General features: G+C 38.7%; 21 protein-coding genes. 19 read left to right on the top strand and 2 right to left on the bottom strand.

The window, feature by feature from the left end; genetic code table 11:
- Positions 1 to 62: 62 nt before the first annotated feature.
- The 5 genes from AAGU76_RS11990 (at position 63) to AAGU76_RS12010 (ending at position 6,672) form a co-directional block, all read left to right on the top strand.
- Positions 63 to 581, top strand: a complete 519-nt coding sequence (locus tag AAGU76_RS11990; RefSeq protein WP_342485745.1) for a hypothetical protein — start codon at positions 63 to 65, stop codon at positions 579 to 581.
- A gap of 383 nt (positions 582 to 964) precedes the next feature.
- Positions 965 to 2,572, top strand: coding sequence for a bifunctional diguanylate cyclase/phosphodiesterase (locus AAGU76_RS11995; protein WP_342485746.1), 1,608 nt, complete (start codon positions 965 to 967; stop codon positions 2,570 to 2,572).
- A gap of 502 nt (positions 2,573 to 3,074) precedes the next feature.
- Positions 3,075 to 5,024: a methyl-accepting chemotaxis protein gene (locus tag AAGU76_RS12000; protein WP_342486298.1), complete on the top strand. Its 1,950-nt coding sequence runs from the start codon at positions 3,075 to 3,077 to the stop codon at positions 5,022 to 5,024.
- Positions 5,025 to 5,360: 336 nt separating this feature from the next.
- Entirely contained in the window at positions 5,361 to 6,260 is a 900-nt protein-coding gene (locus AAGU76_RS12005) for a DMT family transporter (protein WP_342485747.1), read from the top strand.
- Between the two features lie 46 nt (positions 6,261 to 6,306).
- Positions 6,307 to 6,672: a Rid family hydrolase gene (locus AAGU76_RS12010; protein WP_342485748.1), complete on the top strand. Its 366-nt coding sequence runs from the start codon at positions 6,307 to 6,309 to the stop codon at positions 6,670 to 6,672.
- Between the two features lie 122 nt (positions 6,673 to 6,794).
- Here the strand turns inward: AAGU76_RS12010 and cysK are convergent, their stop codons facing one another.
- Together cysK and nudC are read right to left on the bottom strand one after the other, a co-directional pair.
- Positions 6,795 to 7,727, bottom strand: coding sequence for a cysteine synthase A (cysK, locus tag AAGU76_RS12015; protein WP_342485749.1), 933 nt, complete (start codon positions 7,725 to 7,727; stop codon positions 6,795 to 6,797).
- A gap of 318 nt (positions 7,728 to 8,045) precedes the next feature.
- Positions 8,046 to 8,888, bottom strand: a complete 843-nt coding sequence (gene nudC, locus AAGU76_RS12020; protein WP_342485750.1) for an NAD(+) diphosphatase — start codon at positions 8,886 to 8,888, stop codon at positions 8,046 to 8,048.
- A gap of 171 nt (positions 8,889 to 9,059) precedes the next feature.
- On the opposite strand from nudC, the gene AAGU76_RS12025 reads away from it, so the two are divergent.
- From AAGU76_RS12025 to AAGU76_RS12090, 14 genes are all read left to right on the top strand, one after another.
- A complete protein-coding gene (locus AAGU76_RS12025) occupies positions 9,060 to 10,628 on the top strand; it encodes a DUF5050 domain-containing protein (protein ID WP_342485751.1) in 1,569 nt (522 codons plus the stop codon).
- Positions 10,629 to 10,662: 34 nt separating this feature from the next.
- Positions 10,663 to 11,265, top strand: coding sequence for a flavodoxin family protein (locus AAGU76_RS12030; RefSeq protein ID WP_342485752.1), 603 nt, complete (start codon positions 10,663 to 10,665; stop codon positions 11,263 to 11,265).
- Between the two features lie 33 nt (positions 11,266 to 11,298).
- Positions 11,299 to 11,808 carry a DNA topology modulation protein gene (locus tag AAGU76_RS12035; RefSeq protein WP_342485753.1) on the top strand — a complete coding sequence of 170 codons (510 nt, stop codon included), beginning with the start codon at positions 11,299 to 11,301 and terminating at the stop codon, positions 11,806 to 11,808.
- Between the two features lie 318 nt (positions 11,809 to 12,126).
- Positions 12,127 to 13,353 carry an NAD/NADP octopine/nopaline dehydrogenase family protein gene (locus AAGU76_RS12040; protein WP_342485754.1) on the top strand — a complete coding sequence of 409 codons (1,227 nt, stop codon included), beginning with the start codon at positions 12,127 to 12,129 and terminating at the stop codon, positions 13,351 to 13,353.
- 9 nt (positions 13,354 to 13,362) lie between these two features.
- Positions 13,363 to 14,124 (top strand): aspartate/glutamate racemase family protein, encoded by a 762-nt coding sequence (locus AAGU76_RS12045; protein WP_342485755.1) that lies wholly within the window; start codon positions 13,363 to 13,365, stop codon positions 14,122 to 14,124.
- Positions 14,125 to 14,279: 155 nt separating this feature from the next.
- Complete coding sequence (locus AAGU76_RS12050) at positions 14,280 to 15,188, top strand: LysR family transcriptional regulator (protein ID WP_342485756.1); 909 nt, start codon at positions 14,280 to 14,282, stop codon at positions 15,186 to 15,188.
- A gap of 455 nt (positions 15,189 to 15,643) precedes the next feature.
- Positions 15,644 to 16,690 carry an ATP-binding cassette domain-containing protein gene (locus tag AAGU76_RS12055; protein ID WP_342485757.1) on the top strand — a complete coding sequence of 349 codons (1,047 nt, stop codon included), beginning with the start codon at positions 15,644 to 15,646 and terminating at the stop codon, positions 16,688 to 16,690.
- Complete coding sequence (locus AAGU76_RS12060) at positions 16,671 to 17,351, top strand: methionine ABC transporter permease (protein WP_342485758.1); 681 nt, start codon at positions 16,671 to 16,673, stop codon at positions 17,349 to 17,351. Before AAGU76_RS12055 ends, AAGU76_RS12060 begins: the two co-directional genes overlap by 20 nt.
- A gap of 8 nt (positions 17,352 to 17,359) precedes the next feature.
- Complete coding sequence (locus AAGU76_RS12065) at positions 17,360 to 18,325, top strand: L-lactate dehydrogenase (protein WP_342485759.1); 966 nt, start codon at positions 17,360 to 17,362, stop codon at positions 18,323 to 18,325.
- Positions 18,326 to 18,395: 70 nt separating this feature from the next.
- Complete coding sequence (locus tag AAGU76_RS12070; RefSeq protein WP_342485760.1) at positions 18,396 to 19,229, top strand: MetQ/NlpA family ABC transporter substrate-binding protein; 834 nt, start codon at positions 18,396 to 18,398, stop codon at positions 19,227 to 19,229.
- Positions 19,230 to 19,245: 16 nt separating this feature from the next.
- Positions 19,246 to 20,409, top strand: coding sequence for an aminotransferase class I/II-fold pyridoxal phosphate-dependent enzyme (locus AAGU76_RS12075; RefSeq protein WP_342485761.1), 1,164 nt, complete (start codon positions 19,246 to 19,248; stop codon positions 20,407 to 20,409).
- 180 nt (positions 20,410 to 20,589) lie between these two features.
- Positions 20,590 to 21,156, top strand: coding sequence for a GNAT family N-acetyltransferase (locus AAGU76_RS12080; protein ID WP_342485762.1), 567 nt, complete (start codon positions 20,590 to 20,592; stop codon positions 21,154 to 21,156).
- Between the two features lie 18 nt (positions 21,157 to 21,174).
- Positions 21,175 to 21,537, top strand: a complete 363-nt coding sequence (locus tag AAGU76_RS12085; RefSeq protein WP_342485763.1) for a DUF488 domain-containing protein — start codon at positions 21,175 to 21,177, stop codon at positions 21,535 to 21,537.
- A gap of 147 nt (positions 21,538 to 21,684) precedes the next feature.
- On the top strand, positions 21,685 to 22,950 hold the full coding sequence (locus AAGU76_RS12090; protein ID WP_342485764.1) for a sensor histidine kinase: 1,266 nt from the start codon (positions 21,685 to 21,687) through the stop codon (positions 22,948 to 22,950).
- Position 22,951 lies beyond the last annotated feature (1 nt).

The following is a 22,951-nucleotide window of genomic DNA, read 5'->3' on the forward strand; positions in this document are numbered from 1 at the left end:
TGGATTACAGCTAGCATTGCCTGAAATAATATATAACCTTAATTTTGATGGGAGTGATTACTGTGAAAAGAATTTTAATACCAATCGATGGCACCAAAAGAAGCATGAAAACGGTAGAGTTGGTAAAAAATTTGTATCAGCCCGATATGGTCGAGATTACTGTAGTTATGGTCAAAGAAGATATTGATATGACGTGTTCGGAACAGGAATATGATAAGGTAAAAAAAGAAATTGCTCCAATGATATCAGAAGTGGAAATTCAACTGTCAGGTTTTATTGTGCACACTGTTTGCAGCATTGGGTCTTATTTCAGTCTTTGGGTGTGCCGCCAATACGCCAATCACTACCATCATCTGGGAATAGAGATGTTTGGGACAAAAGCTGTTCCTAATTACATCGCAGCTTCTTTAATAAGCTATTACGTTTCTGGACACAACGGAATATATCAATCGCAAATTATTTTTACGCCAAAATACGAATATCTCAATGATCATAATAACCTGAGTCTGGAGGAAATTATTGCAACAATGAAAATAACGTTGAAGATAATACGCACAATAAACTGGAATTGTTCTTCTTAAAGCACGATTAATCTGTATATAAATGAATTGCTAGGGATGGTTCTAGATTCGATTATGAATGAACCATCCCCTATTATGTCTTAATTTAATGGACATATTGGGTCATCCCTGCAGCTTTTAATGCACAAGTTTTAAAATGTTTAAATTTTGCAAATTAAGTGATTGTCCGTTAACAAGCTAAATTAATTAGGAAAAAATGGTGTATTTTGAAATTTTGTATTGTTAAAGTTGATTGCTTTGTATATAATGGGAAGAGCTAAAAATATAATATAATTTTAATTTTTACGATGTAGTGAAGGACTATAATGAATATATGAAATTAGAAGATATTTGCATTTAAATAGAAATTAAGATTAAGGAGTTATTGGAACAAGGGGATATTGATGAAGACGAGAAAAAAGGATGTAAAGGCACTAAACCGCAATGAGGGAAGTTATGTTGCCATGAAGTATCTGGCAGCAGGAATGCTGTGGATTTTGCTGTCAGATGTAATTGCAGATTTGATATTCGACGGCATTGCATACAAGCAATTTCAGACATACAAGGGCGGGTTATTCATAATAGTCACAACACTGTTTTTATATGTTCTGGTCAATGACAGGATGAAGATAATAAACAAATACATCTGCAAAATATTAAGCTTATATGATGAGCTTAAGAAAGCACATGAGGAAACAGTCAAATATGAATCCAGGTACAAGTATATGGCTCTTTATGACGAGCTGACGGAATTGCCCAATAAGCAGATGTTCAGGAATAAGATAAGTGAACTGATTGATCAGTGCGAAGTGAAAAATTTTGCCATTGCATACATAGATATCGACAATTTCAATTACGTAAACGATACATTGGGACATGATATAGGAGACTATCTGCTGATAAGCATTGCAAAGAATCTGAAAAATGAAGTTAAGGAACCATGTGTTGTATCGAGATTCGGAGGAGATGAATTTGCAATCTTGTTCAGCAATGTGGAATCGGACAGGCTTCAGGATGTAATTGAAGACATTAAAGGCAAAATAAGCAAGACGTGGATGGTTTACAATAACCGATTTAATGTTTCCATGAGCATCGGCGTTGTGTGCTATCCAAATCACGGTGACAATTCTACAGCATTGCTGAAAAATGCCGATATAGCTTTGAATGCAGCCAAGAAGGAAGGAAAGAACCGAGTTCAGTTTTACACCAGGGAAATTGAGAAAATTAACCTGAAGAATATTGAGATGATAAATAAAATAAAGTCCGGCATAGAAAAGAATGAATTTACCCTTCACTATCAGCCTCAATATGTTCTGAATTCAGGTGAAATAAAGGGTGTTGAAGCATTAATCAGGTGGGAGCATCCTGCTGAAGGAATCATATCGCCGGCTGAGTTCATTCCTCTTGCTGAAGAATACGGAGAAATAGCCAGCATAGAAAAATGGGTAATGAATACTGCCCTGGAGCAGAAGTCCCTGTGGGAAAAACAAGGCTTTGATTTTCTTGAATTATCCATAAACATGTCAGCAAAAACACTGGCCTGCGAAGACAGCTTCTCAATAATTGAAAGGATTTTATTGGAACATGACGTCGATTATTCCAATATAGTTTTGGAAATAACAGAAACCTCCGGCTTATACGATTTGGACCTAATCATTGAAAGGCTTAAAAAGATTAAAAATAATGGGGTAAAAATTGCCCTGGACGATTTCGGAACAGGGTATTCTTCTTTGACTTATTTGAAAAGGCTGCCTATTGACTATATAAAGCTTGACAGAAGCTTCATTGATCTGATTCCGCAAAACAGCATTGATGCAACAATTGTGGAGAAAATCATATCTCTTGCCAACGGCTTGAATTACAAGGTGGTGGCGGAAGGAATAGAAACTTTGGAGCAGCTTGAATATTTGAAGCTATCCTGCTGTGATTACGGTCAGGGATTCCTCATGAGCAGGCCTCTGAGACTGGAAGAAGTGAATAACATGATTTCATGTAAAGCAAGTCATATATAAGGAATATATACTGTCCATCTGGGCAGTATTTTTTGTGAATAATTATCAGGATTTCTATTCCGTTTGAATTTAATTTCAATTATTTTAATTTACGAAACGTTATCATATCTAAACAAATTTGTTGTAAAGACGATATACAAAAAGGATTAAGATTGAGAATGGCTTTATTTTATTGGCAATAAATTTTTATTAGTAATTATATAGGGGGTTGTGAAATAAGAATTTTAATACAGAATATTATGCAAAGATATTCGTGCTGAAAGCAGCATGAGTCAAGATAAATTAATATTTTATTGTACTGATAAATGGCTGTTCAAAAATATGAATGAATATATGGAATAATGAAGTTTCAAAAACTGATGACAAAAACAAAATTACAGAATTTGCATAAGCAAAATGAAATACGAGAATTACCTAAAAATTATGAAGTAAATTAATGGAGGCCAAATTGAAAGGGATAAGAATTACGGGAATAAAAGGAAGACTTATTATTTATTTTTCTATGTTGATATTGCTGTCGTCTGTTGCTTTGGGATACATTTCCATGCAAACATCAAGAGAGATCATTACAGCGGAAGCAGAAAAAACACTGGTTTCACTGACAAGGGATGCAGCTGGACTGACTCAAAGCAGGATTGAAACACAAATGAAAACTCTGGAGATGATTTCTTATATTCAGGGTATGGAAACAATGAACTGGAAGCTGCAGCAGCCCATACTGCAAAGTCAGCTGAAAAATACCAATTTTTTAGACATTGCTGTCGTCTTGCCTGACGGGACTGCCAGTTATTCAGACGGAACGGTCAGTCAGCTGGGAGACAGGGAATATGTGAAAAAGGCACTGGCAGGCGAGATGAATGTGTCGGATCTGATAATGAGCAAGGTAACAAACACTATGGTTTTAATGTATGCCGTTCCAATAAAGAAGGATGGCATTGTAGTGGGTGCCCTCATAGGACGCAGGGATGGAGATGCTCTCAGCCTTATCACCGATGATGCGGGATTTGGAGAGAGTGGATATGGATACATTATCAATGGCAGCGGAACTGTGGTAGCCCATCCTGACAGGAACAAGGTCTTGAGTCAGTTCAACCCTATTGATGAAGTTAAAAGCAATGAAAGTCTAAGGTCTCTAGCTACGCTGTTTGAAAAGGTAATTGCGGAAAAAGGTGGAAACAGCACCTATACTTTTGAAGGCAACTCACTTTATGCAGGATATGCCCCCATATCAGGCACAAACTGGATATTTGTAATAACTGCGAATCAGGATGAAGTTTTGTCAGCAATTCCTGAATTGATAAGCACAATTAATAAAATTACGGTTATTACGCTTATAATAAGCATTTTGATTGCTTTTGTAATCGGCAGTACAATCGCAAATCCGATAATCAAGGCATCAAAGGTTTCCATGAAAATATCAAACCTGGACATAACGGAAGATGTGCCGGAAAAATACCTGAAGAAGAAAGACGAAGTTGGTGATTTGTCAAAAGCAATGCAAAAGATAGTGGATAACCTCAGAGAAATTATCTCTGAGATGAGCAATACTTCAGAACAGGTAGTATCTGCCTCTGAAGAGCTGACTGCTGCTTCACAGCAATCAGCAGTTGCGGCAGGACAAATATCTCAGACTGTGGAAGGCATAGCCAAGGGTGCTGCCGATCAGGCTCAAAATACAGAAATGGGATCTTCCAAGGCTTATGAATTGGGCAGGATTATTGAAAATGACCAGGCTCAGATGGTAAGTCTGAACAATGGATCAAACAAGGTTTCTCAGGTGGTTACAGAAGGATTGGCAGAAATTGAGAATTTGTATAACATAACGGAAGAAAGCAATGCTGCAACCAATGAAATAAAAGAGGTTATACTGAAGACCTATGACAGCTCTCAAAAAATAGGACAGGCTAGCAGTGTCATTTCATCTATTGCACAGCAAACAAACCTTCTGGCTCTGAACGCGGCAATTGAAGCCGCAAGGGCAGGAAATGCAGGCAAGGGGTTTGCGGTTGTTGCCGAGGAGATCAAGAATCTCGCTCAACAATCTGCATTATCCACAAAAGAAATTGATGAAATAGTGAACGAGCTGCACGTAAACATTCAAAATGCAGTCAAGACTATGGAGAGAGTGCTGACTATAACAAATGAGCAGACAAAAAGCGTAATAAGCAGCAAGGATAAGTACAGGCTCATTGAAGATGCCATGAAGGAAACAATAGATATAGTTGGACAATTGAATGTAGCCGGAGAACAAATGGACAGCATGAAGGATCAGATACTGTCAACAATGGAGAGTCTTGCTGCCATAGCAGAAGAAAATTCTGCTGCTACTCAGGAAGCGACAGCTTCAATAGAGGAACAGGCTGCATCAGCAGAGGAAATAGCTGGAGCCAGCGAGGGCCTGGCAGGTCTTGCAGAAAATCTGCAGTCAATAATAACTAAATTTAAATTTTAGACTTAGAAAGTTACATACATATATGCTGCTGCATTCAAAAGAGAAGAGCATTCTTCTCTTAGCTTTTACAGAAGGTTTGACAGCAGCCTAATACTAAACATTTGATTGCTATATATCATTCATTATATGTTCGATTCATATAAACACTGCCCAATGTGGCAGTGTTTTCAATTATCTTGAATACCTTTAGAATAATGAGTTATATCATACTGACAAAGACTAGGTGTAAAAAAGCAATTAAACTCACGAGACTTTATATTTCCACATTGTAAAACTTATGCCGATTAAGTATAATATCCATATTGGTAAAAATGTACCACACATGGAGGAAAAGAAATGATTCAGTCTCATTTAGGTGAAATTTATGCACTTATTACAGCAGTATTCTGGACAATAACTGCCGTATGTTTTGAAATGGCAGGAAGAAAAATAGGTTCTTTGTCGGTAAATTATATCAGATTGGTTCTGGCGTTTGTATTTATAGGAGTATATACGACTTTTTCCAGAGGCATGTTTCTGCCCTTGGATGCAACAAAAGAAGCATGGATTTGGTTAAGTATATCAGGCCTCATTGGTTTTGTTATAGGAGATTTGTTTTTGTTTCAATCATACCTGGAGATTGGTTCCAGGGTATCCATGCTTATAATGGCATTGGTTCCTCCAATCACGGCACTGCTGGGTTTCATAACCATGAGGGAAGTGATATCAGTTTCCGGTCTTGTGGGGATGTTCATTACAATTCTGGGTATTTTTGTTGTGGTGCTGGTAAAAAATCCTGAAGGCAATAACTTTATGTTTTCTAAGTCCATTAAAGGAATAGCCTACGCTTTCATAGGGGCTCTTGGCCAATCATTTGGACTGATATTCAGCAAGATAGGTATGGGAAGCTATGACCCTTTTGCAGCCACTCAGATACGCATTATATCCGGGATAATCGGATTTACTGTTGTTTTCATGTTTATGAAAAGATGGGACAAGTTAAAGGAAGCTGTTAAAAATAAAGAAGCAACAAAATATTTATTGTTGGGATCGTTGTTTGGACCATTTTTAGGAGTATCGTTCAGCCTGTTGGCTATTCAATATACAACTACCGGTGTTTCTTCAACAATAACGTCAATAGTTCCTGTTCTTATTATTCCTCTGTCAATCTATGTTTTAAAAGAAAAGGTGTCTACAAAGGAAATTTTGGGTGCTGTTATATCTGTTATAGGCGTTTCAATACTCTTTGTTATTTAGTAGTTATAATTAGATAGTGGATATTTATTTTGTGGGAGGAAATAACATGGGAGAAATTATAAGAAGTGATATTAACGAGGAATGGGTTCATTCCGGAATAGTTGAGGCTGGTGATTTCGCTTTTATAAATTATTGTGTGGGTAATGTTGGCCAATCTGTTGAAAATCAGATTAATGGTGCATTTGACCATTTAGAGGTGAGATTGAAATCCATAGGCTTAACTCTGGAATCCGTCGTTAAGATTGATTGCATGTTTAGGGATATCTGGAATATTCCTGTGATGGAAAAAGTAATAAAGGAAAGATTTAATGGTAAGTATCCTGCACGAAAATCAATACAAACGGAGTTTGCACATCGCGGAGGAGAAGACGGTCTTCTATTTCAGCTTGATGCCATAGCATTCAAGGGTTAGATTTTATATAAACTTAGGATTGATGCAGATGTTAATGATGGTTGTATAAACAAGGAGAAGGCAATCTGATTGCTTTCTCCTCATTTTTTTATCTGAAATGGACGGTATACCATTCTAATTAGTTATTCTGTGAATAATGCAGTTGAAAAGTATCTGTCTCCTGAATCAGGCAATAAGACAACTATATTCTTTCCTGAATTTTCAGGACGTTTAGCCAATTCTGCAGCTGCCCACAGCGCTGCTCCGGAAGAAATGCCCACTAATAATCCCTCAGCCTTGGCTATTTCCTTGCCGCTTGCAAAAGCACTTTCGTTTTCCACTGCTATGACTTCGTCATAAATGTCAGTGTTCAAGGTATTTGGAATGAAGCCAGCTCCTATTCCCTGTATTTTGTGAGATCCCGGTGTTCCCTGTGAAAGAACCGGTGAAGCGGCTGGCTCCACTGCTATGATTTTTACAGACGGATTCTTTTCTTTCAGGTATTTTCCAACTCCTGAAATTGTTCCGCCTGTACCTACGCCGGCTACAAATATGTCAACATTTCCATCCGTGTCTTCCCATATTTCAGGGCCTGTTGTTTCATAATGGATTGCAGGATTAACAGGATTTTCAAATTGTGAAGGTATAAAGGAACCCGGTATTTCATTAGCCAATTCCTCGGCCTTTGCTATAGCTCCTTTCATCCCTTTCGTTCCGTCGGTCAGGACAATTTCCGCACCGTATGCTTTCAGTATGTTTCTTCTCTCCACGCTCATGGTTTCAGGCATTGTGAGTATTGCGCGGTATCCCTTGGAAGCAGCTACGCTGGCTATCCCTATACCTGTATTGCCACTTGTGGGTTCTATGATAACAGAGCCTTCCTTTAATATTCCTCTTTCTTCGGCCTCAGCTATCATTGCGTATGCAATCCTGTCCTTTACGCTTCCTGAAGGATTGAAGTATTCTAGTTTTGCAATCAGTTTTGCATTTATATTGTTTTTCTTTTCAAAGTTTGTCAGTTCCAGTAATGGTGTCTTTCCAATCAGTTCAGTCAAATTTTTGTGAATGTTAGCCATATTTAAATCCCCTTTCAAATCATAGTAATATTATATGTTTTATATGTATTAATAATAATTGCTAATATTATATTTGTCAATACATTTTTTTATATACTTACATTAATAAATAATTCAAAAATGCTGTTGTATCCGATGCATTTAAAAATGTCTCTGACTGACTGTCAGAGACATTTTTTACAATGTAACCGGAAATATTCGTAAGTAGTCAATTCCAAAGAAGAGGCCCCACTTGATTTTAAACCTTCATCCGCACCTTTTTCGACTTTTTCAACAGGCTTGTTTGAGGATTCGGAGATCATATTTGCGGCTTTATGGTTACAGCTTTGCAATTCCTGTTCGGAATGCTTCCATCATTTCACTTGTAAGACTTATGTTCAGGTCTGCGGGCGGGATGTTCTCCCTGTCCATCCACACACCCAGTGACAGCTCGTCTTCTTCGAGAGTAATGGTGTCGTCGCCGTCTAATTCGGCATAGAATCCGGCGAGAAGCGTATCGGTAAATGGCCAGGGCTGGCTCTTGTAGAACTTAAGGTTTTTAACCTTGAGACCAACCTCTTCCATAACTTCCCTGTGAACGGTCTTTTCAAGGCTTTCCCCTATTTCAGCAAAGCCAGCTATGAGAGCATACCTTGTATATGCCCTGCCTGCATACTTGGTCAGCAATAATCGGTTGCCGTCATGTACAGCTACTATTACGCAGGGAGAAATGGTCGGGTATGTCTGAAAACCGCAGGATTCACAATATAGCATGCGTTCTTTTTCAGAGCGCTTCATGGGCTGCCCGCACCTGCTGCAGAAATGATGATTCTCATACCAGCGGTTAAGCTGCCATCCCACAACTCCGGCAAAGGAGCGCCAGTACTTCAGTTCAGTCCTGAATCTTCCGGTGGATACATAGCTCCAACCGTCCACGGAATCAAGTCCTTTTTCTTCTACCAGGAAGTAATTGATGTCATCAATTGTGAATAGGAATTGCGCGTTATCAATAAGCTGTGGATAATCTTCTTTAAAATCAGAAAACGAAGGATACCACAGTTTTTCCTTGTCTTCCCTTACAAGAACCGTGTCCTTGTCGTATGAAAGAAACAGGTCATCAGGTTCTGCAGTCTTGCTTTTAAATTTGTTGTCAAATATTCTTGGCTCTATATCCTGTATCATAATTGCACCTTTTTAGTTTTTATGTTTATTGTATAACAACGCTGCTTCAATTCCAATATATATTACAAAATTTGTCCTGGTTTTTAAAAAAATCATCTGGACATATTTGAGATGGAACATATTGCATTTTATAATCGTCGTACTATAATGATTTATAGGGTGGAGGAAGAGATGAAAAAAATAAGATTAGTAAAAACAATTATATTAGCATTTTTAATGCTTTTAATCGGCACTGCCGGCATACCGGACGCATACGCCGTTGACGTGTCAGTTTCGCTGCCAACATTTGATGTTACAATGAACGGCATTGAAATTAACAACGAATACAGACAGTATCCGTTTATAGTCTATAAGGACATCACATATTTTCCGATGACGTATTCTGACAGCAGATTTTTAGGGATCAAGACCAAGTGGAATGATGTTACTGGGTTGGAAGTGGACTGTGACTCTGAAGCTGACGGTACCTACGATACATATGCAACAGAAAAAAAGAATGTGTCAAGGTATACAGCCTCAATTCCGGCGTTCAAAATAAGGGTTAACGGAAAAACAATAGAAAACTCAAAGGAGAAGTATCCGCTTCTGCAGTTCAGAAACGTGACCTACTTTCCTCTGACGTGGAAATTTGCAGTTGATGAGTTTGGATGGGATTACAGGTTTAATGCAAAAAGCGGGCTCACAATCAAAAATCCTAAGTATGAAGGACCACAGATAAAGGAAGCTGTACTGCCCTTGGCAGTGAGGGACGGCGGCAGTTTTATCGGTGATTTTACCGTGGCAGGCAGCTTGTTCTACTATGAGGGAGATAATGGCATTATCTACCAGGCTCCGATTGATAATCCCAGCGACAGGAAGTCAGTCTATGAACTTCCGCTGTGGACATATGGAAGCAGCTATGTTTACCCGAAACTTGATACAATAGACGAGAAGGTTATTATGACGTACCATCAGGGTGGGGCATCCATGGGTTCAGACTTCAGGATAATCCTTAAGGAAGATGGCACAAGTGAAGATTATTCATATGGTTACTTAAGCAGAAAGGAATTTGGAGAATATACGGTTAATGTTAGTCAGTCTGTTCCGCCGTCACAAAACAACCTTTCAGTAAAGAAAGCCGGCGAACAGGAATTTACACAGGTGGGAGATCACAATTACATATACGGCTGGACGTGGAAAAAGACAGAGGTCAGCGAAGGAGGAGGGCCAAGCAATGACTTCTTCCTTATTGAAGACAACTTATACATTCTGGCATACTACAAACCTCGGGAAGAATTTGGAACCACTGGTATACACAAGGTGAACATACATACTGGGGAAACAACAAGGCTGTGTGATCAATCTGCCGTGAAGTTCATTATGTGCGGGGACTTCATATACTTCATGGATGAAGAAGGCTTTCTGTATAAAATGCCTGTTGACGGCAATTCTGCGGAAAAACTGTCGGATAAGGCAGCAAGCGACTTTACTGTTCTGAACCACACAGTTTACTATGTTTCACGCTATGATGACGGATTGGAACTTTTCAGGCTGGGTCTCGAAGGTTCCTTAAATCCTGGAGGTGTTGTAAAATCGTTGACTGCGCAGGAAGGATACGTTGTGTGCACCTTTGAAGACAACAGCAGCTCCCCATATAAGATGATGGTATTTGGCAGCAATGGAAAAACTCTGTACAGGATGTCACAAGCCGTGACAAAAGTAGTGGTTCAAAAGGACAGAATTTTTTATTACAAGAAATAACGGATGTGATAAAATCTGAAAGCAGGAAAAAATAGTGAACAAAGCATGCGAAAACTTAAAACTATCAATTGAACCAGAAAGAAGGTGGATTGCTGTTGTGGGCAGTCCAAGAAAAGGCGGCAACACGGAGCTTCTTGTGGATTACCTAATAGAGGAGCTTAAGGTCAAAAACATAAGGACGGATAAGTTCATCCTGAACAGCAGAAATATTTCAGCCTGCACCGGATGTGAACAATGCATCAAAACAGGCACGTGCATCATCAAAGACGATGTGTCCTGTTTAATTGATGAAATGAAGGATGCGGACGGACTTATCCTTGCTTCGCCTTCGTACAATTACAATGTTACTGCTCAGATGAAATCATTTCTTGACAGGACTTTTTGCCTCAACGACTACAACAGCGGATGCAAAAGCCGTCTTTCACCGGGAAAGAAGGCAGTAGTCGCAGGTGTTTGCAGGGGAAAGAATAGTGAGTCCATGGGCTTCACCATAGAAAGCATGTCAAGAACCCTGTGTGAACTGGGCATTGATGTGGTTAGCGTGCTTGAATACTATGACACAAAAAACTCTCCGGTGGCAGACAATGACTGCATAAGAGAACAAGTGGCAAAAACCGTGAAGGCCGTTACTCTATAAAGAGTTAAACTGGCAGGAAGGAAAGAGGTCCATATGAAAGTTGCAGTTATAGGTTACAGCGGTTCGGGCAAATCAACCTTGGCGGGAAAACTGGGGAAGATGTACAATTGTCCGGTTCTTTACCTTGATAAAGTTCAGTTTGAGGCAGGCTGGAAAGAGCGCGATGAGGAAGAAGCAAGACTGATGGTAAAAAGGTTTTTGGAAGAAAACCACAACTGGGTAATAGACGGCAATTACACGAAATTTTACAGGGAGCAAAGGCTGGAGGAATCTGACAGCATAGTGTTCTTTGATTTTTCCAGATGGACATGTTTATACCAGGCATACAGAAGGTTTCGGGAATACAGGGGAAAGACCCGTGAAAGCATGGCGGAGGGCTGCGAAGAGAAGTTTGATTTCGAATTCATAAAATGGATATTACATGATGGAAGGACAAGGGAAAAGAAGAAGCAATACGCCGATACAATCAGTAGGCATGGAAACAAGGTAATAAGGTTAAAGAACAGGGAAGACCTGGAATTATTTCTGCAGAAAATAAATTGAATATACTTAAAGGGGACTGTTGAATTAGCGTACTTATGGTATCTTTCGGGCTCAAGGCTCAAAACTACACCATAAGAATGACTAATGGAACCGTCCCTTTTATTGTTTGTTATAGGTTTGTGTTATAGCTGATTATTATTTTTTGATATTATACTTTATTTTTTCAGCTGATATAATAGCATACTAAGTAAGTTTAATATATGGATTTGTAAAAATCGGACAGATCTGCATTACAGCAGCTCTGCATTATAGAAAAACTAAAAATGTTATTGTGCCGAAGCGGTAAGTAACAAATCTCGTTAAGAAGGGGAATCTCATATGTACAATTTTAATGGAATTAAGGATGTGCCGGTGGCAATACTCGGTGGAGGAGCTGTTGGAAAGGCAGTTGGAGCAGATTGCGTACTAGGAGGCAACAAGGTCAGAATCTGTGACCTGGAACCTTATGCTTCCGCAACTCTTGCCAACTTACAAAAGACAGGCATTTCACTGAAGGGAAATGAAAAAAACAAATACGGCTTTAAGCGTACCGGTACCGCTCATTTTGATATGATTACAACTGATGTGGCAGAATGTGTGAAGGGTGCTAAAATTATCATTGTGGCAGTGCCTTCAGTAGCACATGATACCTTCTTTGAAAAATTGGTTCCTGTATTGGAGGATGACATGATAATCCATATCATTCCCGATAACTACGGGTCTTTGAAGCTGAAAAAGAAAATGAGAGAGCTAAACTGTAAGAAGAAGGTAATAATCGGCGGATGGTCCAGTGCGCCTTATGGAGCACGTGTTGTTACTGAAGGCGGTGTTATGACTTCAGAGATTTTCCTGGTATACCGTGCCATTACTTTGCGTGGAGCAGCTCTTCCTACAACAGATCAGGCGGATTTTCTGGAAAGTTCAAAGTATCTTGGATGTTTTGACTCAATTACGCAAGGAGATGGACCAACAGGCGGTAATACTGTACTGGATATTGGATTCAGCAACGTAAATCCGGTGCTCCATTGTCCGGGGACATTGCTTGGTGTGGGTGTTATGGAAAACTGGGGAAAGATATTTGGAGGCAATGACAAGTATACCTATTCCATTTACAGCCATGCATATTGTCCTTCAATTGCAGAAGTTCAATACGCCTTTTATCTGGAAGAGCTGGAGCTTGCAAAAGCCATTGGTGTAAGTGTTCAGGAATATCCCAAGAAGAATTTCTTATCCCGCACCAGCATATTAGGACCTGAATATATGGGAGATGACTGCATTGTTCCATTTGATGAACAATATGAAACAGCGTATGGTACAGGCCCATTTACAATTAAGAACCGCTATATTACAGAAGATATACCTGTGGGCTGCCATATATATCATGAGCTCGGCAAGAAATATGGTGTGGAAACAAAGGTGATTGACAGCATGATTACATTGGCATCAGTAATGACCGGTCATGATTTCTATAAAGAAGGTATGACATTGGATGATTTGGGTATCGGGCATTTAGACAGGGAACAACTGCTGAGATATTTGAATGAAGACATTTATGTAGAAAAGTAAGGAGAAAATATGAGCTGGCATGGAATTTTACAGACCACCGGGGATATTTACCAGACACACGCAGTTCCTGCAACATATACGGCAGGACATCCGGTCGGAATTATTGCCGTAGATCTGGTATATCCCAAACTACCCGGTAATGTGGTTAATGCAACTACATATGATTTTCCGGTATTGTATAAAAAAGTAAGTTTTGATATAGAGCTTTTGTTTTCGGGATCCCCTGAGATTGAGGCTCAGATAGTTGCTGCAGCAAAGGAGCTTGAGGCTGAAGGCGTGCGTGCAATTATAGGTGCCTGCGGCTATTTTGCTCATTTTCAAAATCAGGTGGCAGAGGCGGTAAATGTTCCAGTGTTTCTATCCAGTCTTTGCCAGATTCCTATAATCAAACTGGGGTTAAAGCCTTCGCAAAAAATTGCTGTATTTGCAGCGAGCAAGGATAATTTAACAGACGTCCTGCTTAAGAAGGTTGGTGCGGACATAAATGACTGCGTGATTCAGGACATAGGCAGCTTAGAAAGCTTTGCGCCCATCAGGTGGGGTAAAACAAAGCTTGATAATGACCGCCTGACAAGAGATCTTACGGAAGTGGCAAAGAAACTGGTTAACGAAAGATCAGATGTTGGAGCCATACTCTTGGAATGCAGCGACCTTCCTCCCTATGCCAGTGACATTCAACGTGCAACAGGACTACCTGTATTTGATTTTATCACTCTTATAAATTGGATTGAACAGGCAGTAGTACAGAAAAGATATTTTGGATATTTTTAAAAGTACTAAGTTAAATTATTGTAACAGTACCATACAAAAATTGTTGAAAAAAAAGTGATATTAATATAAAATAAAAAACTATATAACATATATGTTTCCTCAGACTAATAGTCTGAGGATTTTTTTAAATTTAAATTATTGATAGGAGGAAAACAATGACGTTACAACAATTAAGATATGCCATTGCAATAGCCGATTGCAATTCAATGAATAAGGCAGCCCAATCATTATTTATTTCGCAGCCGAGTCTGTCTGCTTCTATCAGAGACTTAGAAAATGAAATAGGTATTACCATATATAAAAGAACAAATAGGGGAATAACAATAACACCGGAAGGTGATGAGTTTCTTGGGTATGCCAGACAGGTGGCAGAACAGTATGAACTTATTAATCAAAGATATGTTGATAAACAAAGCGTCAAAAAGAAATTTAGCGTATCAACACAGCATTACTCATTTGCAGTAAAAGCATTTGTGGAAATGGTAAAACAATTCGGCATGGATGAATATGAATTTGCAGTTCATGAAACAAAGACATATGAAGTAATAGAAAACGTAAAAAACTTTAAAAGCGAACTTGGTATTTTGTACCTGAATGACTTCAATAAAAAAGTAATAACAAAAATATTGAAAGAGAACAATCTGGTGTTTAAAGAATTATTTCAGTGCAAGACCTATGTGTATTTATGGAAGGGTAACCCTTTAGCCCAAAAGGATTTGATTACCCTGGAGGACCTTGAAGAGTATCCTTGTCTTTCCTTTGATCAGGGAATGAACAATTCCTTCTATTTTGCAGAAGAAGTGCTTAGTGCGAACGTGTATAAAAAGATTATAAAGGCAAATGACAGAGCAACCTTGCTTAATCTTATGGTGGGATTGAATGCATACACTTTGTGTTCCGGAATTATATGCGAGGAGCTGAATGGAAATGATTATAAGGCCATACCATTGGATTCGGATGAAGTCATGAGCATTGGCTATATTACCAGGAAGAATACAACCATGAGCCAGCTTGGACATAAATATGTGGATGAACTGATTAAATTTAAAGAAAAGGTGTTATAGTTTTTGCCTATAACGAGTTGTCGCTTTTATGTATTAACACTAATGTGACAGATTAGGTATAATACTAAACATGAACAACATAGATGCTGCAAAGACAATTTTATAAATAGAATTATAACCATAAAGAAAAGGAGAGCAAAATGCGTACAAGAAAATCAACTTTAAAGTTAAACATGATTATGGACAGCTGTACCATGCGAATGCAGATGCATATGAATGGATTGTTTTGTGCGCCTAATGTTACCTGATACGATAATTTTCTTTTAGAAAATATAGATAAGCAGGTACATGCGGTACCTGCTTTTTGTATGCCAACCGCAATGAATTCCAAATTTGTGTGAGTGTAAGCTAGCAAACAAATTTGTGAATGAAAATGTGAAAATTATGCAACGATAGCGATCTGATAATCTTGTGGAACGGGACTACAAATAAAATACCTGGAATGGAGGAAAAAATTGATAATATTTGAAAACGTCAGTAAGAGTTTTGAATCATATGGAAAAACAGTTGAAGCAGTAAAAAATGTAAATCTGCAGCTGGAAGAAGGTAAAATACATGGAGTTATTGGATTTTCAGGAGCCGGAAAATCAACACTGGTCAGAATGATCAATCTTCTTGAAAGACCAACAGAAGGAAAAGTTATTTTAGGAGATATGGAAATTACCTCTCTCTCAGAGAAAAAGCTCAGGGATGAAAGAAAAAAAATCGGTATGATTTTTCAACAGTTTAATTTGTTTTCATCCCGAAATGTTTATGAAAATGTAGCTTATCCGTTAAAGTACAGCGGATTGAAAAAGAAAGAAATACAGGACAAGGTAAACTTTCTTCTCCAGTTGGTTGACCTTCAGGACAAAACCCTGTCTTATCCGTCACAATTAAGCGGAGGGCAGAAACAAAGAGTAGCCATAGCACGGGCACTGGCATGTGATCCCAAGATTTTATTAAGCGATGAATCCACCAGTGCTTTAGATCCGCAGACCACAAAATCAATTTTGAAGTTATTGAAGCAATTGAATGAAAAATTGGGGATTACCATTGTGGTTATTACTCATGAGATGCAGGTGGTAAAAGAAATATGTGACAATGTGGTTGTTATGGAAAACGGAGAGGTAGTGGAACAGGGAGATGTGTTTAATGTATTTGCAAATCCTGTAAAACAAATTACAAAAGATTTTGTGGACAGCACATCAAATTTATCAAAAATACATGAATTGATTAAGGAGAAGGTATCAATTACAAAACTTAAGGAAGGTGAATGTATCCTAAAGTTTACCTATCTGGAGCGTAATGCTTCAGAAGCATTGGTATCACAAATTTCCAGGAATTTCAAACTGGATGTCAATATAATTTTTGGAAATATTGAACTGATTGGAGAACATCCCATTGGTGGTCTCGTATCCGTTGTCAGTGGTGAGGCAGAAAATATTACAAATGCAATTGATTATCTGCGAAATAAGAATGTAGGGGTGGAGGTGATTTCAGATGCAAGGAATTCTAATTAGTTTTTTTCCAAATGTAATGTCAAAACTGCCGGGTTTTTGGGAAAGCATTTATGATACTTTAATCATGGTTGGATGGTCTGGTTCTATTTCGTTTATTCTTGGATTGATTTTGGGAATTGTTCTGACAGTTACAAAAAATGGAGGCATTCTTCAAAATAAGACACTCTTTCAGGTACTGGACAAAACCATTAACTTTTTCAGGTCCATACCTTTTATCATATTGCTTGCCAGCCTTATTCCATTGACCAGGTTGATTTCAGGCACTGCAATCGGCGTGGATGGAGCAATCGTGCCTCTGGTCTTCGGTACTGTTCCATTCTTTGCAAGACAAATAGAATCTGCTCTTGCCGAATTGGACAGTGGGGTGATTGAAGCAGCACAGTCTATGGGGTCTGGGCCTTTAGAAATAATATTCAGGGTTTATCTTAAGGAATGTATTCCGGGTATTGCAAGAGGAACAACAATTACAGCCATAAGCCTCATTGGTCTTACTGCCATGGCAGGTGCTGTCGGCGCAGGCGGTCTGGGGGATTTTGCCATACGTTTCGGATATCAGAGAAATCAGATTGACGTTACCTATGCTTCGGTTATCGTGCTGGTTGGAATGGTCAGTTTAATCCAAATAATTGGAAACAGCATAGTAAAGAAAAACAGTCATTAAAAAGGAGAATGAAGATGGCATTGAAACCAAGAAAAGTTATTATTATAGGAGCAGGGCATGTAGGCTCTCATGCAGGATATGCACTGGCATCCCAGGGGCTTGCAGAACAAATTGTTTACATTGATATAGAGGAGGAAAAAGCAAGAGCACAGGCACTTGATATTTTCGATTCAACAGTTTATCTTCCGCATCATGTAAGTGTAAAGGCAGGAAATTATTCAGATGCAGCGGATGCTGACCTGATGGTCATTGCAGCAGGGCCTTTGCCTGATATCAGCAAATTTCAGACTAGAATGGACACTCTTTCTGAAACAATAGCAATAATGAAAAATGTTGTGGAAAACATAAAAAATTCCGGTTTTAAAGGTATTATTTTAAGCATTTCAAATCCGGCAGATGTAGTGGCCCATTATATACAAAATCAATTAGATTATCCTCCGGCAAAACTTATTTCTACCAGTACCACTCTGGATTCTGCAAGGCTTCGAAGGGCTTTATGTGAAGCAACAGGAATAGATCAAAAATCAATTTATGCTTATGCACTTGGTGAGCACGGTGAAAGTCAGATGGTTCCATGGTCGGTTGTTACCATTGCCGGGAAACCAATTCTGGAGTTAATAAAAGAAAAGCCTGAGAAGTATGGAAAATTGGATTTGAAGTCAATTGCAGCAGAAGGAAAAGCAGGGGGATGGCATGTGCTTAAAGGCAAGGGATCTACAGAGTTTGGAATAGGTGCATCCATTGCAGAAGTTACAAGGGCAATTTTTTCTGATGAGAAAAGAATTCTTCCCGTATCTGTATTGCTTAACGGTGAATACGGACAGCACGATGTATATGCTTCTGTACCTGCAGTACTTGGAATCAACGGAGTGGAAGAAATAATTGAACTTCATATGACTGATGAAGAAAAAGAAGAATTTGATAAGTCATGCAAGACCATGAAAGAAAATTATGAGATAGCATTAACCTTATAACAGCTTTAATTTAAGCAATATTGTTTTAAGAAGTAATAATTAATATTAGACAAAAAAGAGGAGAATAACAATGAAGAAAAAGAAAATATTATCAATTTTATTAGCATTATCTATAGCAGCAACATTTACGGCCTGCGGAAAATCAAATGCAGATGTAAAAGAGGAAACAAAGGCAACAACTGTAAAAGTAGGAGTTGTCGGAGAAGCAAATGAAATGTGGAACCCGGTTATAGAGGAAATGGCAAAGGAAGGTATCAATATTGAACTGATCAGCTTCACGGACTATGCAACACCAAACAGGGCTTTGGCAGATGGTGAGACGGATCTGAATGCGTTTCAGCATTATGCATATTTAAATAAGGAAATTGAAAATAATGGATATAAAATTACATCCATAGGGGATACATTTATTTCAGCCATGAATATTTACTCTGATAAAGTTGCCAGTGTAAGTGAAATTGGCCAAGGGGCAAAAATAGCCGTGCCAAATGATGCAACAAATGAAGGACGTGCACTTAAAATATTAGAGGCTGCAAAGTTTATTGAAATAGATGCAAGTGCAGGAGACAGTCCTGAACTGGGGGATATCACTTCAAATCCATTGAATATTGAATTTGTGGAAGTGGACGCAGCAAATGTATATGCACTTCTTCCGGATGTTACAGCAGCAGTGATCAATTGCAACTACGCCTTGGATAACGGATTAAATCCAGGAGAAGATTCAATATTCCAGGATAACGTAAGCTACTATTCAGGAAAAAGCTATGTGAACCTTATTGCAGCAAGAGAAGAAGATGCCAATAATGAAACATATTTAAAAATTGTAGAAGCTTACCACTCAGATGCGGTAAAAGCGATTTACGAGGACACATTTAAAGGTGCATATGTCCCAGCATGGGAGTAACAGAAGGAGAACAACATTGAAGGAACTAAGCAGACGTACGGCAGTTTTCACTGATTCAGTCATACGCAGGATGACCAGAATTTCAAATGAATATAATGCAGTGAATTTATCACAGGGGTTTCCTGATTTTGAACCGCCTGTGGAAATTACAAGAAGACTTGCACAAGTGGCAGGGGAAGGACCTCATCAATATGCAACCACATGGGGAGCTCAAAATTTTCGTGAGGCTCTTGCAAGAAAACAGGAACATTTTTCAGGAATGAAGATAGATCCCGACAAGGAAATTGTAGTTACCTGCGGAAGCACAGAAGCAATGATGGCAGCAATGCTGGCTGTGACAAATCCGGGAGACAAGGTAATCATCTTCTCGCCATTCTATGAAAATTATGGCGCAGATACAATTCTTTCAGGTGCAGAACCAATTTATGTGCCGTTAAATCCGCCAAACTTCAGTTTTGACGCTGATTTGCTGGAGGATTCATTTAAGCAGGGTGCCAAGGCATTGATTTTATGCAACCCTTCCAATCCTTGCGGAAAGGTGTTTACTGGGGAGGAATTGCAGGTAATCGCAGATTTGGCCATAAAATATGACGCCTATGTGATTTCAGACGAGGTGTACGAACATATAATTTATGCACCGCATAAACATACCTACATCGCTTCTCTTCCGGGAATGAGGGAAAGAACAATTGCATGCAGTTCCCTGTCTAAGACATATTCAATAACCGGATGGCGTCTGGGATATGTGATTGCTGATGAAAGAATCATAGACAGGGTAAAGAAGGTGCATGACTTTTTGACGGTTGGTGCAGCAGCGCCACTTATGGAAGCAGCAGTCGTTGGTTTGAATTTTAAAGATGACTATTATCTTGAACTGCAAAGACACTATACGCATATGAAGAATCTATTTATAAATGGATTAAATCAGATAGGTATGAACTATACAGAACCTCAGGGAGCTTATTATGTATTAGTGGATATTAGTGAATTTAATCATAAAAGCGATTTGGAATTTTGTGAGTGGCTTGCAAGGGAAGTTGGTGTGGGAGCAGTTCCGGGATCAAGTTTCTTTAAAGAAGATGTAAATCAATTTATCAGATTTCACTTTGCCAAAAAAGATGAAACGCTAAAGATGGCATTGGACAGATTGTCTGAAATATATTCAAAGGCAAAAAGATAAGATATAACATAAATAATTATGGCAGCAGGAGTTTTTCCTGCTGTTTTTTTGTTAAAGCAGCAAAGAATCAATTTTTGAACATATTGTAAATTTAATCCGTCATATGTATAATCTTAGTAGGAGAAGAAAGTTCCGTTAAGTTATGAGGTTATCTTGAAGTATAAAAACTAAGGAGGACACATGGAATACGAAGTAAGGGCACTGACGCCCCAATTGGCTGAATGTTTTACGGATTATCTTGAAGGTCTGGATTTCAGTTATGCACCACATTGGGCTACCTGTTACTGCAGATATTACCACTTAAACTGTTCCCGTGAAGAATGGGTGGGCAGGACCGGCCAGGAAAACCGCAAAGAATCTCTGGAACAGATAAAGTCAGGAAACATGAAGGGTTATCTTGCGTTTGAAAAGGACAAGTGCATCGGATGGTGCAATGCCAACGATATACACAGCTACCTGAGGCTGGAGAACAGCTTTGATGCGATTGTAAAGGATCAGAAGGTGGGCTGCGTAATTTGTTTTGTCATTCATCCTGAATACAGGGGGATGGGCGTAGCCAGAATCCTTCTGAAAAATGCCGTCGAAGGCTTTAAGGCTCAGGGATACGATGCAGTTCTATCGCTTCCGGTTGAAAACAGGGAGGAACCTGAAAAACTTTATCGTGGAACGCACAACATGTACAGGGAAAACGGATTCACAGAAATAGAAAAACGTGACGGTTTCAGCGTGATGCTTTTAAAGCTTTAGTTAACAATGGAGGTACTTATGAACACCATTAAAGTCAAAAGAGTTTATGAAGGGATTTCAGCTGAAGACGGCTGCAGAATTTTGGTTGACAGGCTGTGGCCCAGGGGAATGAATAAGGAAAAGGCAGCCATTGACAAATGGGCTAAAAACATTTCACCCAGCACCGAACTGAGGAAGACCTTCAGCCACAACCCTGAAACCATGGATGAATTCACGGCCAGGTACATTGAAGAGCTCAACAGCAACGAAGATTCAACCGAGTTTACTGATTTTGTAAAGGAAAAGCTGGCTCAGAGAAATGTAACGCTGCTGTATTCAGCCAAAAATGAAACCATGAATCACGCCATCGTCCTTATGAACTGGCTGAATGAAAGGCTGTAGAAAGCTAAAGCAGGATTATGAAGCTTAAATTTAAGGTATTTATCTTCAGTTGCTATGCGTGCATGAGCTTATTGTTTCCGGAAAAACGTTGTCTTGGTTCGGATTTTGCAGTATAATGTAAATGACATTATTTAAGGGGTAAAAATAATGAAAAAATTGAGAATAACTTTGATAATAGGATTTACCATTGCCTTCACTTCTCAGTTATATTTTAATTTTTTGATAGACGGATTCAGGCTGTCTGCCGCTGTCATAATATATCCCATATTGCTCATAACTTACAGGGATATAAATCCCCTGCATATTGCTCTTGTTACTGCGCTTCTGGTTTTTTCTGTAAGGTTTGGCATACTCCTGGTAAGGGGTTCGGAGGTTGTGGAAAGCATCTACACCGTGTATCCCGGCTCCCTGTTCTACATGTTTTACGGGCTGATATTCAAACTGAATAAAACAGACAGCAACCGCCTGTTTTCGAAAACGTTTACGTCAATTCTGATGTGCGATTTCATATCAAATGTTTTCGAAGTTCTCATAAGGGCGAAATTCACATTGATCAACAACGATTTTTCATACTTTTTTGTGCTGTTTATGATTGCAGCAGCCAGGACTACAATAGTGCTGGTCATCCTGGCCATTATCAGGGAGTACAAAATACTTCTGACGAAGGAAGATCATGAAAAAAGATATCAGAATCTGATAATGCTTACATCCAGCTTGAAAAGCGAAATATATTTCATGAAGAAAAACGCCGAAAGCATTGAAAATATAATGAGCAATGCATACCTGCTCTATGAAAGGCTGTCAATGTCAGAACATGATGATGAAATAAAGAACTTGTCCCTTGACATCACAAAGGATGTTCATGAAATAAAAAAAGATTACATACGTGTAATAAATGGAATTGAAACTACGCTTACCAATGAAATCGAATTGTCTGAAATGAGCATCAGGGACATTTTCTACATACTCAAGGAAACTACATACAAAACCCTCGAAGAGAAAAAAAGCAGCATCTATCTCGACTTTAAATATGAGGTAAACTTTACGACAAAAAGTCATTTTCAACTCATGTCAATTCTCAGAAACCTGGTGAACAATTCCATTGAAGCCATGGATCTATCCAAGAACAATAATTTTATAAAAATTTACCATAAAAAGAACAATGAATTTCATACTTTTACTATCAAGGACAGCGGAAAAGGCATATCTTCGCAAAATCTGGACTACATATTCAATCCCGGCTTCTCCACTAAATTTGACTTCAATTCCGGAGACTTATACAGGGGAATAGGCCTCACTCACGTTAAAACACTGGTTAACAACCATTTCAACGGAATCATAAACGTATCATCCGATGGAAAAAACGGAACTGAGTTTGAAATAAAAATCCCCTTGGCTAAAATGGAGGTTTAAA

The sequence above is a fragment of the Sedimentibacter sp. genome (assembly GCF_038562225.1).
GTDB lineage: Bacteria > Bacillota > Clostridia > Tissierellales > Sedimentibacteraceae > Sedimentibacter.